This window comes from Streptomyces sp. (assembly GCF_035645055.1).
In the GTDB taxonomy this organism is placed as follows: domain Bacteria; phylum Actinomycetota; class Actinomycetes; order Streptomycetales; family Streptomycetaceae; genus Streptomyces.
The window spans coordinates 1-15987 of the sequence record NZ_DASQNH010000094.1 but is presented as its reverse complement, the minus strand read 5'-3'; the positions used below and the strand labels follow the sequence as shown (position 1 = coordinate 15987).

12 protein-coding genes, 2 pseudogenes and 1 riboswitch are annotated in these 15987 nt (G+C 72.6%); of the genes and pseudogenes, 3 read left to right on the top strand and 11 right to left on the bottom strand.

All coding sequences use genetic code 11. The features are described 5' to 3' along the window. Window positions 1-5 precede the first annotated feature (5 nt). Entirely contained in the window at window positions 6-1220 is a 1215-nt protein-coding gene (locus tag VE614_RS29720; protein ID WP_324944031.1) for an MFS transporter, read from the bottom strand. Between the two features lie 450 nt (window positions 1221-1670). Continuing rightward, complete coding sequence (locus tag VE614_RS29715; RefSeq protein ID WP_324944029.1) at window positions 1671-2864, bottom strand: MBL fold metallo-hydrolase; 1194 nt, start codon at window positions 2862-2864, stop codon at window positions 1671-1673. Between the two features lie 69 nt (window positions 2865-2933). On the opposite strand from VE614_RS29715, the pseudogene VE614_RS29710 reads away from it, so the two are divergent. Both VE614_RS29710 and VE614_RS29705 read left to right on the top strand, forming a co-directional pair. Next, window positions 2934-3708, top strand: a pseudogene (locus VE614_RS29710) (glutamate dehydrogenase); the annotation flags it as partial. 20 nt (window positions 3709-3728) lie between these two features. Beyond that, window positions 3729-4328 carry a TetR/AcrR family transcriptional regulator gene (locus tag VE614_RS29705; RefSeq protein ID WP_324944026.1) on the top strand — a complete coding sequence of 200 codons (600 nt, stop codon included), beginning with the start codon at window positions 3729-3731 and terminating at the stop codon, window positions 4326-4328. Window positions 4329-4438: 110 nt separating this feature from the next. On the opposite strand, the gene VE614_RS29700 is transcribed toward VE614_RS29705, so the two are convergent. The 4 genes from VE614_RS29700 to VE614_RS29685 form a co-directional block, all read right to left on the bottom strand. Further along, window positions 4439-5224, bottom strand: a complete 786-nt coding sequence (locus tag VE614_RS29700; protein ID WP_324944021.1) for an SGNH/GDSL hydrolase family protein — start codon at window positions 5222-5224, stop codon at window positions 4439-4441. A gap of 126 nt (window positions 5225-5350) precedes the next feature. Next, window positions 5351-6058 (bottom strand): DUF6250 domain-containing protein, encoded by a 708-nt coding sequence (locus tag VE614_RS29695; protein ID WP_324944018.1) that lies wholly within the window; start codon window positions 6056-6058, stop codon window positions 5351-5353. A gap of 264 nt (window positions 6059-6322) precedes the next feature. Beyond that, complete coding sequence (locus VE614_RS29690) at window positions 6323-7300, bottom strand: M23 family metallopeptidase (protein ID WP_324944015.1); 978 nt, start codon at window positions 7298-7300, stop codon at window positions 6323-6325. A gap of 2 nt (window positions 7301-7302) precedes the next feature. After that, window positions 7303-7462: riboswitch (cyclic di-AMP (ydaO/yuaA leader) on the bottom strand. Window positions 7463-7768: 306 nt separating this feature from the next. After that, a complete protein-coding gene (locus VE614_RS29685; protein WP_324944012.1) occupies window positions 7769-9850 on the bottom strand; it encodes an alpha-galactosidase in 2082 nt (693 codons plus the stop codon). Window positions 9851-10056: 206 nt separating this feature from the next. Between VE614_RS29685 and VE614_RS29680 the strand changes: the two genes are divergently transcribed. Then, window positions 10057-10854 carry a tyrosine-protein phosphatase gene (locus VE614_RS29680; protein ID WP_324944010.1) on the top strand — a complete coding sequence of 266 codons (798 nt, stop codon included), beginning with the start codon at window positions 10057-10059 and terminating at the stop codon, window positions 10852-10854. A 30-nt stretch (window positions 10855-10884) separates the two neighbouring features. On the opposite strand, the gene VE614_RS29675 is transcribed toward VE614_RS29680, so the two are convergent. The 5 genes and pseudogenes from VE614_RS29675 to VE614_RS29655 form a co-directional block, all read right to left on the bottom strand. Next, window positions 10885-11004, bottom strand: a complete 120-nt coding sequence (locus tag VE614_RS29675; RefSeq protein WP_324944007.1) for a DUF6126 family protein — start codon at window positions 11002-11004, stop codon at window positions 10885-10887. Beyond that, window positions 11001-11633, bottom strand: coding sequence for an XRE family transcriptional regulator (locus VE614_RS29670; RefSeq protein WP_324944004.1), 633 nt, complete (start codon window positions 11631-11633; stop codon window positions 11001-11003). Before VE614_RS29670 ends, VE614_RS29675 begins: the two co-directional genes overlap by 4 nt. 121 nt (window positions 11634-11754) lie before the next feature. Further along, window positions 11755-13182, bottom strand: a complete 1428-nt coding sequence (locus VE614_RS29665; RefSeq protein ID WP_324944001.1) for an aspartate aminotransferase family protein — start codon at window positions 13180-13182, stop codon at window positions 11755-11757. 299 nt (window positions 13183-13481) lie between these two features. Then, window positions 13482-15353: pseudogene (gene dxs, locus VE614_RS29660) on the bottom strand (1-deoxy-D-xylulose-5-phosphate synthase); the annotation flags it as partial. Between the two features lie 27 nt (window positions 15354-15380). After that, a partial coding sequence (locus VE614_RS29655; protein ID WP_324943998.1) for a flavodoxin-dependent (E)-4-hydroxy-3-methylbut-2-enyl-diphosphate synthase occupies window positions 15381-15987 on the bottom strand: 607 nt, incomplete at its 5' end.

The window sequence follows — 15987 nt, the reverse complement described above, 5'->3', positions numbered from 1 at the left end:
GTTTCTCATGAGGGGCCGCGACCGCTCACCGCGCCGGGCTCACCGGTACCGGCCGCACGGCGTCCGCGGGTCCCGACGAAGGCCAGCGGCGCGGCCGTGGCGGTGGCCGCCGCCATGACCCCGGCGGTGACCACGGGGTCCCCGGTGAACAGGGCGCTCGCGGCCCCGGTGAACAGGGTCACGAGCAGCGCCCGGCCGCTCATGGTCAGCGAGGACGCCGCGCCGCGCAGTTCGGGGAAAACCTGGAGGGACCGCCCGAACACCACGGGGTAGACGGTGGCGAAGCCGACGCAGAACACGACGAGCGAGCCGGTCGTGGCCACCGGCCCGTCACCCGCCAGCAGAAACAGGGCGGCCCCGGTCACGGTCGCGGCGATCGCGCAGGTGACGGTCCGCTCCGGACCGCCGAGCAGGGCCGTGAGCCTGCCGGCGCACAGGCTGGTGACCGCGAAGGAGGCGACCACGACCAGGAGGTGGGCGGCGAAGCCCAGGGTGGACAGCCCGAAGCGGTCCGTGTAGAGGAACGCGCTGGCGGCGATGAACACCATGTAGGCGGCGAAGAGCAGGCTCGGCACCAGCGACGCGGCCAGGAACTCCCCGCTGGACAGCAGCCGGCGACAGTCCGCGGCGACCGCGCGCGCACCGGCCGCCTTGCCGCGTCCGTTCCCGGTCTCGGGCAGGAACAGCGCCAGCAGGACGAGCGCCAGCAGGGTGATACCGCAGACGACCGCGTAGGTACCGCGCCAGCCGATGGCGCGGTTCACGACCCCGCCGAGGGCGGGCGCCGCCGTCATGAGCGCCGACATGGCGGCGTTGGTGAGCCCGAACATCCGCAGCATCCGGGGGCCGTCGTAGACGTCCGCGATGATGACGAACACCAGTACCACGGAGGTGCTCGCGCCCACGCCCTGCACGAACCGGGACGCGAGCAGGAACCCCATGCCGGGCGCGACCGCACAGCCCAGCGCCCCCACCAGCATCACCGTGTTCCCGGCGAGCATGACGGCGCGCCGGCCGAACCGGTCCGAGAGCGGACCGTGGACCAGGGCACCCAGGCAGTACCCGAGGAAGTTGTACGTGACGGTCAACTGGACCGTGGACTCGGACGCGTGCAGCGCCCGGGCGATGTCGGGAAAGCCGGGCACGGACATGTCCAGCTCGACGATGGCGCCGGTCAGCGCGATGACCAGCAGCGCGGGAAGGAATCTGTTCTCTTTCATGACCTCGTACGGGACGGACCCGGCCGGGCCGTGCGGGCACGCCGCGCACCGGCCGGATGAGGGAAAGTCGGGTGAAGGCCACAAGGGCACGTCGAACCGCGCCGTGGCGCGAGCACCGACGCACGCGGCACGGCTCAGCGGGGCGTCCGAAGTCTTCGGATCAGCGGCACCGTGGCTCTCCGAGCGTTTCCCGGGACGAGGTTGTCGCCGCACATCGTAGGGGGCCGGACTCCGGTCCCCTCAACCGTTTTTCCGTACGCCGGTCCGGGCGGCGGTCACCGAGACGTCTCCGCTGCGCGCCGGCGCGTCCTGGAGCAATGCCTCGGCTGCCGGAAGAGCGGTCCGTGGCCACGCGTTGTGGTCACGCCCGCTGTCGACCCGTCACCCGTCCCACACTGCCGACGCACCCTGCCCAGAGCACTGGTGCACCGGATGCGGCGCCCGCCCGCGTCACCGGTCGCCCGCGAGGTCCAGTTCCTTCCGGTCCGGCGCGGCAGCGGCTTCCCCGGTCCGCTCCGGCCGCCACGGGCGGGCGATCGGCCGGGACGCCGGCCGCCACCAGGCGTCCGCCGGAACCTTCCCGGCCGGCTCGAAGGGCTCGCCGGGGCGCGGCAGGGCGACCGCCTGACCGGCCTCCTCGGCGGCGTCCTTAGTCCACTCCCCCGGCTCGGCCCAGGCGTGCGGCGCCAGGTTGAAGGTGGCCCAGTGGATCGGGAGCAGCACGCCGCCCGGACTGCCGCCCTGGAGGTCGAGATGGGCCCGCACGCCTTCCTCGGGGGTCATGTGGATGTCCGGCCAGAAGTCGCTGTACGCCCCGATCTGGATCATCGTGGCGTCGAAGGGGCCGTACGCGGCGCCGATGTCCTGGAACCCGGCGAAGTACCCGGTGTCGCCGCTGTGGAATATGCGGTGCTCCTCGCCGGCGACCGACCAGGACGCCCAGAGGGTGTGCTGGGTGTTGCGCAGGCCCCGCCCGCAGAAGTGGCGGGCCGGCGTGGCGGTGAGGGTGAGGCCGCCGACCCGGGCCGACTCGTGCCAGTCCAGTTCGCGCAGCCGGCCGGGGGACACGCCCCAGGCCTCCAGGTGGGCGCCCACGCCGAGCGGGACGGCGAAGAGGGTGTCCGTGCCGGCCAGTGCCTTGATCGTGGGCATGTCGAGGTGGTCGTAGTGGTCGTGCGAGATGACCACGACGTCGACCGGGCCGAGGGCCACCAGCGGGAGCGGTACGGGGTGCAGCCGTCGCGGGCCGGCGAAGGCGAACGGGGAGCAGCGCTCGCCCCAGACGGGGTCGAACAGCACCCGCTGCCCGTCGATCTCGGCGAGGACGCTGGAGTGGCCCATCCAGGTCAGCCGCAGGCCGGTGGCCGGCGGCCTGGCGATGTCGGCGAGGGTGGTGGCGTGCACCGGGATGCCGCCCTGGGGGACGCGGCGGGTGCGGGCCTCCTTGTCGAAGTAGACCTTCGCGAACTCCCGCCCCGAGCCGGCGGGGCGGATCCGGGAGGGGCCGCCGGGGTTCTGGAAGACGCCGTCCTCGAAGTGGGGCGATCTGCGGATCCGCGCCAGGCGCTCACCGCCGGGGTCCGCGCCGAAGGCCGCGGGCCGCAGGGCGCGGAGCCCGGAGCTCAGGGAACGGGAACCGGCCACGGTACCTCCAGATGGAGTCGGTGAGGCCTCCATTATGGTCCGCCCCACCGGCAACGCGTTGAGGCCCCCTCCGTGCGGGCAGTCCGCCCGCTGCTCGACGGCGAGGCCGCCGTCCGCCGGCGGCTCGCGGACGCGTTGGCCGCCGGGGTGGGCGGGATCGGACCGGACGAGCCCGTGGGCGGCTGCGGGATCACCGTGCCGGTGCCGACCGCACTGGACCGGGCCGGAGTGCGGCATGCGGGCACCCGGGGCGCCGCCAGGCGCGGGGCGCCATGTGCGGTGCCAGGACACGCTCCTCCCGCCCGCGCGGGGCTGTCGGGCGTGGCCGTCGCCGACGTCAGGGGCGCTCTCGCCGGTCCGGCGGGCCTGGGTGTCGAGGCGCTGCTCGCCCCACGGGACGCGTACGGCACCGTGGACCGCTCCGCGCTGCGGCCCGGCGACCGGAACTGCCCGGCGACGCCTGGCTGTCGGCCGACGCGGAGGTGCTTCCCCCGGCTGCGGTCTCGTTCCGCGATCGACGGGGCGACGCGGGTGGCGGGCGACGTGGGAGAGGCGGGTGGGACGCGGACCGGATCACCGCCCGGGGACAGCGGAGGCCGCCGCCCCGGCCGTCCTCCCCGAGGTGGAGGAGCGGCTGTCCACGCGCGCGGGGGGGGGGGCCGTGCTGCCCGATGCCGTCGTCAACTCCGTCACGGGCGCCGGGTGGTGGCCGGCGCCGTGCGGTCTGACCGGCCGGGTGCCGGCCCGCGCGGTGGCCACCACGACGACCCCGCGGGCCGCCGCGCACGCCCGCGCCGCGGAGCGGCTGCCGGTGATCGCCGAGCGCTTCGGGTGGTGCCGGTGACCGCCCGTTAGGGTGACCGGGTGGCGAGAGTGCGGTTGAGCGTGGCGGAGCGGCGCGAGGAACTGTTGCGGGCCGCCGTGGAGCAGATCGAGGCGCGGGGTGTGGCGGCCGTCCGGATCGCGGACGTGGCCTCGGCGCTCGGGGTGAGCAACGCGCTGGTCCTCTACCACTTCTCGACGAAGGAGAAGCTGGTGGCCGCCGCGTTCGCGTACGCCGCCGAGGACGACCTCGCCCGGCTGCGGGCACTGCTCGGCCGCCGCACCAGCGCGCTGCGCCGGCTCCGCGCGGCCGTGCGCTGGTACGCCCCCACCGGCCAGGCCAAGGGCTGGCGGCTGTGGATCGAGGGCTGGGCGGTGGCGCCGCGCGAGCCCGCGCTGCGGGAGGTCACCCGCGACCTCGACCGGCGGTGGAAGGCGGCGCTGACCGAGGTCATCGTCGAGGGGGTGGCGGCGGGCGAGTTCCACTGCCCTGACCCGGCGGGCACCGCGCTGCGCCTCACCGCCCTGCTCGACGGACTCGCCGTACAGCTCACGGCGTACGGGGGCACGGTCTCGCGCGCGCGGGCGCGGCAGTGGGTGGACGAGGCACTGGCCAGGGAGCTGGAGCTGCCGCGGGAGTAGGCGGCGGTGCCGTTCGGCCACGCACCGCACGGCACGGCATCGCGACCGGGAACCGGGCGGAGGCGGGCGGGCGTTCGGCCCGTCGGACCCCGCCCCCGCTCCCGGCCGGTTCACGCCACCGCGGCGATCCGCATCTTGATGTCGTCCGGCGACAGGGTGCCCTTGGCGGTGACGTGGTCACCGGAGGACTCGCCGCGCAGGCGGCGGCCGATCCACGGCACCAGGTACTCCCGCGCCCACTGCACATCGTCCCGCCGGACGTGCAGGGTGCCCCGTGGCGGCAGCGGCGGCCACGGCTGCTCCGGGTCGGCGGGGACGGGCAGCCCCAGCACCTGACCCGCGCGCAGCGCCACCCGGGTGTGCCCCTCGGGCGACAGGTGGAGGCGGTCGTGGTCCCAGGCCCGGCGGTCCTGGACGGACTTCAGGGACCACAGGTCGAGCACGGGGCAGCCGTACCGGTCGGCGATGGCACGGACATGCCCGTTGTACGTCGCGATCTTGCCGCGGAGGTGCTTGAGCAGGGGTACCCGCCGGGTGTCGAACCCCGTGGTGACCAGCACGGTGCCCGCGGCGGCGGTCAGCGCGGCGACCGCCCGCTCGAAGCGCTCGGCGACCTCGTCGGGATCGGTGCCGGGCCGGATGATGTCGTTGCCGCCGGCGCAGAACGACACCAGGTCCGGCGCCAGTTCGACGGCCCGCGGCACCTGGTCCGCCACGATCTGGTCGAGCAGCTTCCCGCGCACGGCGAGGTTGGTGTAACGGAAGTCGCCCTCGGGCCGGCGGTCCGCGAGCAGCACCGCGAACCGGTCGGCCCAGCCGACGAACGCCCCGTCGGGGCCAGGGTCGCCGACGCCCTCGGTGAAGCTGTCCCCCACCGCTACGTACGACCCGATCACTGATCTGCTGTCATTCTTCGAATCGTCTGCCACATCGGCTCATGATTCACCTTTGAATGTGACTTACGCGACCGTAGGCAAGGGTTGACGGGCGGTGAGATAAGCCACTCTTCAAGGATTGGTCAACTACGGAATAAGCCGCCACACCCGGAAGTCACGGATCCGGAAATGGCTCCACACCGTACGGAAGGCGAAATGCCCCGCCGTGTACGGTTCCGGGTCGGTGTAGCCGAAGACGAGCCGCCCGTTGTTCCACCACTGGACGGTCGATCCCGCTGAGACGATCCGCACCCGGTTCGGCTCGTTGGGCGCCAGCAACGGCTCGCTGTAGTCGTACACGAGGGGACGCACGCCGGCCTGGCCGACGTACCGGCGAAGCCGGGTCGTGGTGTTGGAGTTGGCGCCGTAGCCCGCGTAGTACGTCGTGAGGTGGTCGTACTCGGCGAGCGCCCCGCCGCGCGGGGTGGCGAAGAGGTCGGCCGGGGAGCGGACGTCGGTGGCGTTCCAGAAGTTGTTGAGGTCCGAGACGCGGTCGTTGGCGCCGCCCGCCGAGACCGGTGTGGCGGTGTATTCCAGGACGTACGGCCCGTGCAGCCGCTGCTTGAACCACACCGTCGCCCCGCCGGGCACGTCGATCTCCAGCACGCCGCGGGAGGCTCTGACTGTGCCGCCGTCCTGGAGTTCGGCGGCCCAGCGACCGAGGCCGTGGCGGAAGTCGTCGCGGGCGATGAGGCGGCGGTGGCGGGGCGCGGCCTGCGCGGCCCCGGCCGGTGCGAGGGCGGCCAGTGCGGCACCGGCGGCGAGGACTCCGAAAACTCTGCGCGTGGTCGTCACGGGATTACGGCTCCTTCGGGATGCGGGGCAGCGCGCCTCCGTACGAGAGGGAAAGCGCTTGCTCCCTGATGGGAAGATCACTGTCTCCCCACCGCCCCCTCGCTGTCGACACCCCCTGCGGCCATGCCGTGCGACCGCAATGAGACGAGCCGCGAGTTCGAGGAGCCGCGCGTCCCCCACACGCCGAAGGCCGGACCCGGGGATCGGGGTCCGGCCTTCGGTGGCGCGTGCGCCGGGGTCAGGAACCGGCGCGGCGGGGTGGCGTCAGACGGAGACGCCCTTGGAGCGGAGGTACGAAACCGGGTCCACGTCCGAGCCGTAGTCCGGGGTGGTGCGGATCTCGAAGTGCAGGTGCGGGCCGGTCGAGTTGCCGGTCGAGCCGGAGAGGCCGACCTGCTGCCCGGCGGTCACGGACTGGCCGGCCGACACGGAGAGCGAGGACAGGTGGGCGTACTGGGCGTAGTAGCCGTCGGCGAGCTTGATGACGACCTGATTGCCGTACGCGCCGGCCCAGCCGGCGGAGACGACGGTGCCCGCGCCGACGGCCTTCAGCGAGGTGCCGGTCGGGACGACGAAGTCGACACCGGTGTGGTAGCCGCTGGACCACATGCTGCCCGCCACCTTGTAGGCGGTGCCGACACCGGCGCCGGCCACGGGAGCGGTGTAGCCGCCGGAGGCGGTGGTCGTCTGGGCGGCCGTGACGGACTGCGGCGACTTCGACTCCGAGGAGTCCGAGGACTTCGCGGAGCCGGACGACTGCTGCGGCGACGACTGCGAGGACTCCGGCTGCGACGGCTGCGCGGACTCCGGCTGCGAAGGCTTGGCGGCCTCGGAGGTCGAGGACTTCGGCGCGGCCGCGGTGGCCTTCTTGCCGATCGAGAGCTTGAGGCCGGGGTGGATCAGCGAGGGGTCCTCGCCGACGGTGGCCCGATTGTCCTCGTAGAGCTTTTTCCAGCCGCCGTCGACGTGCTGCTCTTCGGCGATCTTCGACAGGTAGTCGCCGGACTTCACGGTGTACGTACGGGCACCGGAGTTCTTCCCGGCGGCCTTCTTCTCCGCGGCCTGCTGCACGGAGGCGACCGACTGGACGGCCTTTTCCGGAACGGACTGCGGGGTGGCGGCATGGGCGCCGGCGGCACCCATCAGGGGCAGCGCGAGTGCGGCGCCACCGGTTCCGGCGACGGCGATGGTACGAGTGAAGCGCAGGGTCTTCGGACGGCGGTGCTTACCCTTGGCGGGCATGACGAATTCCTCTCCGGCGCCTGCGAGGTGAGCTGTCGGGTGCGGACTGGAGATGTCCGGCCACGCCGAGGCGCGGCTTAACCCCAAGCCGTTCCGGAGACCGGAACAGGCGGTTGAACCTGTGGGTCCCCCGCTCCTGCCGTACACGGGTGAGTTTGCGCGGGCACCAGGCGGCGGCAGGATTAGGCGTCCGCCCGGATCGGTGTGGAACGTAAGCGACAAGGACGCACAAGGACAAGCGAATGGTTGCCCGGAAAAGCGCCAGGAGTCCTTCCGTCGCGGAATTCGCGGTCACCCTCCGTCGATTCGCGGACCCCCCTTTCCGGCAAACACCCTTACCGGACACATGGATTACGTGAACATGACGGACGACTCACCGTCACGGATATGAGCCTGCTCACGTGACGCCGCTCCAGAACTCTTTCTTCCAAAGCGAGTTATACGGAAGCCGCAATTCGGACAGATCACTCAGATGCGACGGAGGCGGAGAACCGTCGCATCGAGGTCACCGTGCAGAGCGAGCCGCAAGCCGTGGTGCAGCAATACGGCACCTCGGTGCACTTCGCCCGTTTCGCGGCATTCATACGATGCCGCCGGGTCGAGTCCGCGCAGTCGCAGGGCCGGGACGGGCTCGCCATGGCGCTGTGCCTGGAGCCAGGCCAGGACGACCGCCTCGTCCCCGAGAACGTACTGGACGGCACTCAGCCCGCCACACGGGGGCCGCAGGCGATACAGGTCCCCGCGCTGCACCAGCGGCCGGATCTCCTTGTAGAGGGCCACCCAGCCCCGGGCCTCGGCCAGCTCCGCCTCGGTCCACCGGGTGAGGTCGCCGCCGATGCCGAGCACCCCGGCCATCGCGCTGACGAAACGGAAGCGCAGCGAGCTGACCCGGCCGTTGAGCATGGCGTTGGGGCTGTCGGTGACCCAGGCGGCCATCACCCGCGCGGGATGGATCTGGCTGAAGCCGTGCTGGATGGCCAGCCGGTCCAGCGGGTCGGTGTTGTCGGAGGTCCACACCTGGTCGGTCCGGCTCAGCACCCCCAGGTCGATCCGGCCGCCACCGCCCGAGCAGGACTCGAAGGCCACCCCGGGGTGAGCGGCGCGCAGGCGGTCCAGCAGGGCGTACAGCGCTCGCACATGGTCGGTCCACAGGCGCTGCGGGTAGGGCTCGCCGGGCCAGCCGGCGTCGGTGAAGCAGCGGTTGAAGTCCCACTTCACATAGTCGATGGGGGCGCTGGAGAGCAGCGTGTGCAGTTGCTCCCACAGATACTCCTGGACGTCCCCCCGAGCCAGGTTCAGTACGAGCTGATTGCGGAATTCCGTCCGCTTTCGCCCCTTGTGGTGCTGCACCCAGTCCGGGTGGGCGCGGTACAGCTCGCTGTCCGGGTTGACCATCTCGGGCTCGACCCAGATCCCGAATCGCATCCCGAGAGCGTGCACCTCGTCGGCGAGCGGCTCCAGGCCGGCCGGGAAGCGGTCCGGATTGGGCGTCCAGTCGCCGAGGCCCGCGCGGTCGCCGGTGCGGGCGCCGAACCAGCCGTCGTCGACGACGAACAGCTCGACGCCGAGGTCCGCCGCCCGCCGGGCGAGCGCCCGCTGCTGCCCCTCGGAGATGTCGAATCCGGTGGCCTCCCAGGAGTTGAAGAGCACCGGCCGGTCCCGCCCGGCGTCGGGGATGACGTACCTGCGCTGATAGGCGTGCCAGGCCCGGCTGGCGCCGCCGAAGCCGCCGTCGCTCCACAGGCCGGCGAAGACCGGCGTGGTGAAGGACTCCCCCGCCGCCAGTCGCGTCAGCCCGGCGTCGTCGTGTCCGGCGCCGCCGGTGATCTGCACGCGCGCGTCCGGCAGTTGCGCCACGGCGATCCGCCAGGAGCCGGACCAGCCGAGGGCACAGCCGTAGACCTCGCCGTGCTCCTCGGTGGCGTCGGTGTCCAGCGCGACCCAGGGCAGATGCTGGTGCCCGGTGTGGCCGCGGCGGCTGCCGACGACCTTCTCGCCGTAGGTGAGCGGCGCGGCCGTCAGCCGGGACTCCGCGGCCCATCTGCCGTGCAGCTGGGAGAGCCGCCAGCCGTCACGCTCGGGCAGCGTCCAGGTCGCGGAGTCGGCGCGCAGCAGCTCCACCGCGGGCCCCTCGTTGCGCAGGGTCACCCAGCGCTCGACGACGTCGTCCCGCATCCGGTAGTGCAGGGTGATCGTCAGTCCCGCGTCCCGGAAGCGGAGCCGCAGTTCGTCGGCCTCCTCCCCGTTCCCGGTCTCGTACGCCTCGAAGGCCCACTCGGTGCCGCGCCGCTCCTCGGTGCGCACCGACAGGGCGGGCCGGGTGAACCGGGGGCCGCCCTCGACCGGATACTCCTCGCGGCCGTCGAGGGCGGACTCGAAGGGCCAGTGCTCGGGCAGCGGCAGGGCCGCGAGCGCTTCCGCGTCGGCGAGGGAGATCCGCGGGCCCCAGTGCAGATGCAGCAGCTCGTCGTCCTCGGCGAGATGGACGGCGTAGCTGCTCTTCGGCCCCGACAGCAGCCACGTGCGACCGTCCCCGGCGGTGTCCAGCATCCTGCCCCCCACAGATCCCGACAGCTTCACCCAAGCCCCGACATCATCAAGGTGTGGGGGGCTTGTCGGCAACGCCTGTGGACAACCCTCTCCAGGTCGGGTATGCCGCCTGTGGACAACTTCATTGCCTCAGGAATCCATGTCGTATGGTCGAAGGCGTGCCCGTCGACGAGCAGCGCCGACGGGGCCGACTGGGAGGAGCCCACGTGACGCAGCAGGTCCCGTCGACCGAGCCCGAACTGGCCGGAGTGCGCAACTTCCGTGACGTGGGCGGCCTGCCGACCGTCGACGGGCGCCGGGTGCGGTACGGAGTGCTCTATCGCAGCGGCCACCTCGCGCACGCGACCGCCGAGGACGCGGCGTTCCTCTCCACCCTGGGCCTGCACACGATCTTCGACTTCCGCAACGCGGCGGACCAGAAGCTGGAGGGCCCGGACGTCGAGCTGCCGGGCGTGCGCAATGTGAACCTGCCGCTGAGCGACCCGGCCGACGGCGCCGAGTTCTGGAAGATGGTGCGCGACGGCGACCTGGACCAGCTGCGGGAGATCCTCGCGGACGGCAAGGCGGCGGCCCGGATGATCGCCTCGTACCGGATGATCATCAAGGAGCGCACCGCCGAGCACTCCCGGGTGCTGCACGCCCTCGCCGAGGACAGCGTGCCCGCCCTGATGCACTGCGCGGCGGGCAAGGACCGCGCGGGCCTGTCGGTGGCGGTGACGCTGCTCGCCCTGGGCGTCGAGCGCGAGGCGATCGTCGCGGACTACCTGGAGTCCAACGCCAAGCACCGCCGCTACAAGGTCCACCGCAGCAGCAGCTCCGCCTCGGCCTACTCCCCCGAGGTCATGGAGCTGCTCAGCCCGCTCTTCGACGCGCGTGCCGAGTATCTGTCGGCGGCGTTCGAGACCGTCGAGGAGACCTGGGGCGACGTCGACACCTACCTGGAGCAGGGGCTGAAGGTCACCCCGCAGACCCGGGAGCGGCTGCGCGAGCGGCTGCTCGACTGAGCGGGGGCGCGGGCGCCGCCCGCCCCGGCCTCACTTCCCGCCGAGCGCGAACAGCAGGTAGAGGAAGGCGGCGAAGGCGTGGCCCGCCACGACGTAGATGAACAGCCGTACCCAGATCTGGCGGTCGAACTTCTGCTGCGTGCGGCTCATGAGGTCTCTCCGGTGACATGGGTGGCGGGGCCGAGGCACAGCGCGGCGGTGGGACTCTGCAGCAGGGTGTGGACGAAGAGCAGGTCGACCCCGTCCGGGTCCTCCGCCGCGATGCGGTGCGGGGTCAGGGAGTCGAAGTGCGCGCTGTCGCCCGGGGCGAGCCGGTGGGCGGTGTCGCCGAGCCGCAGCCGCAGCCGCCCCTTGAGGACGTACAGCCACTCCTCGCCGGGGTGCACTCGCACCATGTCGCCCTGGGAGCCGTGGGGCACGTGGACGCGCAGCGCCTGCATACCGCGTCCGGGCGCGCCGGCTTGCCAGTACGTCCAGCCGCCGGCCGCGGTCGGTTCCATCTCGGCGGCGCGCACCACGGCGTCCCGGCCGGCGACCGTCTCGCCGAGCAGTTCCGAGACGGTCGTACCGTAGACCCGGGCGAGGGCGAGCAGCATGGGCAGCGACGGCTGCCGCTGCCCGGTCTCCAGCCGGGAGAGATGGGCGGGCGACAGCCCGGCCGTCCGGGCCGCCGCCTCCAGGGTCAGGGAGGCCCGGCGGCGCAGGGACCGCAGCTGCGGGGCCACGGTGGGCAGGTCACCGGCGGGCTCGGGGCCGGGCTCGGCGGCGGGGGAGTTCATGACTCCATTCAGCCGGAGCTTTGCCCACCAGGCAAATTCCTTGTCTGAGAGGCAAAAGCCGACGGGTGGCGCGGAGGAAGACGCGGAGACGCGAGGCAGAGGCGAAAGGCCCGCCCGGTCACTACCGGTCGGCAACCGCCTGTCTCATCAGTGTCTTACCGAAATCCCACATCAGACCGCTCCCGCTGTGCGCGTCGTCCATCACGGCCGTGAAGGCCGCCACGAACCGGTCCACCTCCCGTTCCCCGATGATCAGCGGCGGGATCAGCTTGATCACCTCCAGGTGGTCGCCGGAGACCTGGGTGAGGATCCGGTGCCGCTGGAGCAGCGGCACGACCACCATCTGCGCGAACAGGCCCTTGCGGGCCGTCTGGAGCATGGTCCACTGCCCGCGCAGCCTGAGCGACCGTGGCCGGCCGAACTCGATGCCGATCATCAGCCCCCGGCCGCGTACGTCGGCGAGCAGCTCGTACCGGTCGATCAGCGCGGTGAGCCGGGACTTCAGCAGCTCCCCGGTGGCGCGGACCCCCGCAACGATCTGGTCGCTCTCCATGACCGACAGCACGGCCAGGCCCGCCGCCATGGCCTGTGCGTTGGATCCGAAGCTCGCCGAGTGGACCAGGACCCGGTCCATCGAGGAGTACACCTTCTTGAAGATCCAGTCCCTGCCCAGGGTGGCACCCACCGGCACATAGCCGCCGGAGAGCGCCTTGGCCACGCACACCAGGTCCGGTTCGACGCCCTCCTCGTGCTGGTAGGCGTAGAAGTCGCCGGTCCGGCCGAGCCCGGTCTGCACCTCGTCGGCGATGAGCAGGGCCTTGTGCCGGCGCAGCAGCTCCTGGGCGGCCCGCAGATAGCCGGGCGGCGCCTCGTGCACACCCTTGCCCTGGATCGGCTCCACGATGAGCGCGGCGACGTCGCCCCGCTTCAGCTCCCGGGCCAGCGCGTCGAGGTCGCCGAGCGGGACGGCCGTGTCCGGCAGCAGCGGGGCGAATCCGTCGCGGAACCCGGACTCCCCGTTCACCGACAGCGAGCCGGTCGTCAGCCCGTGGAAGGCGTGCGCGCAGTACAGGATCCTCGGCCGGCCGGTGACGTACCGGGCGAACTTCAGCGCGGTCTCGACGGCCTCGGTGCCGCTGTTGCCGAAGAAGACGCGGTCCAGGTGCGGGCTGTGCGCGAGCAGCCGCTCGGCCAGCAGCCCGGGCAGGGGCTGGCAGTCGAAGCGGGTGAGGTCGGCGAGGTCCGCGTCCAGGACGTCGTGCAGTGCCTTGCGGACGACGGGGTGGTGGCGGCCGAGGCCCATCACCCCGAACCCGGCGAGCATGTCCAGGTAGTCGTCACCGTCCGCGTCCCAGAAGTAGGCGCCCGCGGCCCGTTCGTAGACCTTGTCGAAGCCGATGGTGTGCAGCATGCGCGGGAGCTGGTGGTTCAGGTACCGGGCGTGCAGGTCGTAGCGCTCGGCGCCGCGCTCGGCCAGGAGCGCGGCCAGGTCGAACGTCCCCGAGGGCGCCGGCTCCGAGGGCTGGGACGCGGATTCCGCGGTGGTCATGCGTGGGTCTCCTTGGACGGCTTCTCTTCGACGGGGCCCCCGGCCGGCGGCCGCGGACCGGCTCCCGGCCCCGGCCCCCCGCCCGCACCCGCTTCCTCTGCCCCGGCCGCTGCGCCCGCCCCTGCCCCGGCCGCTGTCGGCGGCTCGTGTCCTCCGGCCCGGCCCTCGCCCCGGGCCCGGCCCGCGGCCGACCCGGCCGGCGGCTCCCGGTCCGCCGCCGTCTCCCGGCCCGCGCCCGCGCCCGTCCCGCTCGCCAGTGCCTCTCCCCCCGCCGCCCCGGCGGCTCCGTCATATCCACGCTCCGCCCGCACGGCCAGGCTCGCGCTGATGCGGCCCGCGATCTCGACCGGGGTCAGTCCGATGTCCGCCAGCAGCTCGCCCCGCTTGGCGTGCGGGAGGAACTGTTCGGGGATGCCGAAGCGGCGTACCGGTACGTCCACCTCGGCGTCGCCCAGCGCGAGCGCCACGGCCGCGCCCACCCCGGCCGCGCGGCTGTTGTCCTCGACGACGGCGACCAGGCGGTGCCGAGCGGCGAGACCGGGCAGCTCCGGGTCGACGGGTTTGACCCAGCGCGGGTCGACGACCGTGCAGCCGATGCCGCGCGCCGCCAGCAGCTCCGCCGCCTGGAGGCACACCGGCGCCATCACCCCGACGGCGACGAGCAGCACCTCGGCCGCCTCGGCCCGGTGCAGGACGTCGATGCCGCCCACCCGGTCCACGGCGGGGACGGCCGGCCCCACCGACTCCTTCGGGAAGCGCACCAGCGTCGGCGCGTCGTCGACGGCGACCGCCTCGCGCAGCTGGGCCCGCAACTGGTCGGCGTCGCGCGGCGCGGCGATCCTGAGGCCCGGGACGACCTGGAGGATCGACAGGTCCCACATGCCGTTGTGGGACGCGCCGTCGGCCCCGGTCACCCCGGCCCGGTCCAGGACGAAGGTCACCCCGCAGCGGTGCAGCGCGACATCCATCAGCAGCTGGTCGAAGGCCCGGTTGAGGAAGGTGGCGTAGACGGCGACGACCGGGTGCAGCCCGCCGGTCGCCAGACCGGCCGCGGAGACCGCGGCGTGCTGCTCGGCGATGCCGACGTCCCACACCCGGTCCGGGAAGCGTTCGGCGAACCTGCCGAGGCCGACGGGGTGCAGCATGGCCGCCGTGATCGCCACGACGTCCTCGCGCTCCTCCCCGATCCGCACCAGCTCGTCGGCGAACACCGAGGTCCAGGAGGGACCGCGGGACGGTGTCAGGGGCTCGCAGGTGAGCGGGTCCATGACGCCGACGGTGTGGAAGTGGTCCTCCTCGTGGGCCAGGGCGGGTTCGTAGCCGCGGCCCTTCTCGGTGAGGCAGTGCACCAGCACCGGCCCGTGGAAGCGTCTCGCGCGCCGCAGCGCCGACTCGACGGCCTCGATGTCGTGTCCGTCGATCGGGCCGACGTACTTCAGGCCCAGGTCCTCGAACATGCCCTGCGGCGCGAGGGCGTCCTTGAAGCCCTTCTTGGCGCCGTGCAGGGCCTCGAAGAGCGGATGCCCCACGACGGGTGTGCGCAGCAGGACGTCCTTGCCCCAGGCCAGCGCCTTCTCGTAGCCGTCGGTGGTGCGCAGGGTGGCGAGGTGGCTGGCGAGGCCGCCTATGGTCGGGGCGTAGGAGCGCTCGTTGTCGTTGACGACGATGATCAGCGGCCGGTCCTTGGCCGCGGCGATGTTGTTCAGCGCCTCCCATGCCATGCCGCCGGTGAGTGCCCCGTCGCCGATGACCGCGACGACATGGCCCGTCCCGCCCTGTACCTCGCGTGCCTTGGCGAGCCCGTCGGCCCAGCCGAGGGCGGTGGAGGCGTGGCTGTTCTCGATGACGTCGTGCTCGGACTCCACGCGGGAGGGGTAGCCGGACAGGCCGCCCTTGCCGCGCAGCTTGGAGAAGTCCTGGCGCCCGGTCAGCAGCTTGTGGACATAGCTCTGGTGGCCGGTGTCCCACAGGATGCGGTCGGCCGGGGACTCGAAGACCCGGTGCAGGGCGATGGTCAGCTCGACCACGCCCAGGTTGGGCCCCAGATGGCCGCCGGTCCTGGCCACCGCGTGCACCAGGAAGTCCCTGATCTCACCGGACAGTTCGCGCAGGTGCGCCTCGGACAGCGCCTTCAGGTCACGTGGTCCCCGGATGCTCTCCAGAATCGTCACGCTCGGCCCCCTTCGGTCGGTGCTGTGTCAGCTCACGGTGACGGCCGGCTCCCCCGACGCGGCGCCGTCCTGTTCCATCTGCTCGGCGATCTTCATCGCTTCCTCGATGAGGGTTTCCACGATCTTGGACTCGGGGACGGTCCTGATGACCTCGCCCTTGACGAAGATCTGCCCCTTGCCGTTGCCGGAGGCGACGCCGAGGTCGGCCTCACGGGCCTCGCCGGGCCCGTTGACCACGCATCCCATGACGGCGACCCGCAGCGGCACCCGCATGCCCTCGAGGCCGGCGGTGACCTCGTCCGCGAGCTTGTAGACGTCGACCTGGGCGCGCCCGCAGGACGGGCAGGAGACGATCTCCAGCCGCCGCTGCCGCAGGCCGAGCGACTCCAGGATCTGGATGCCGACCTTGACCTCCTCGGCGGGCGGGGCGCTCAGCGACACCCGGATGGTGTCGCCGATGCCCCGCGAGAGCAGGGCGCCGAAGGCGACCGCGGACTTGACGGTCCCCTGGAAGGCGGGGCCGGCCTCGGTGACGCCGAGGTGGAGCGGGTAGTCGCACTGCTCGGCGAGCTGCCGGTAGGCCTCGATCATGACGACCGGGTCGTTGTGCTTGACCGAGATCTTGATGTCCCGG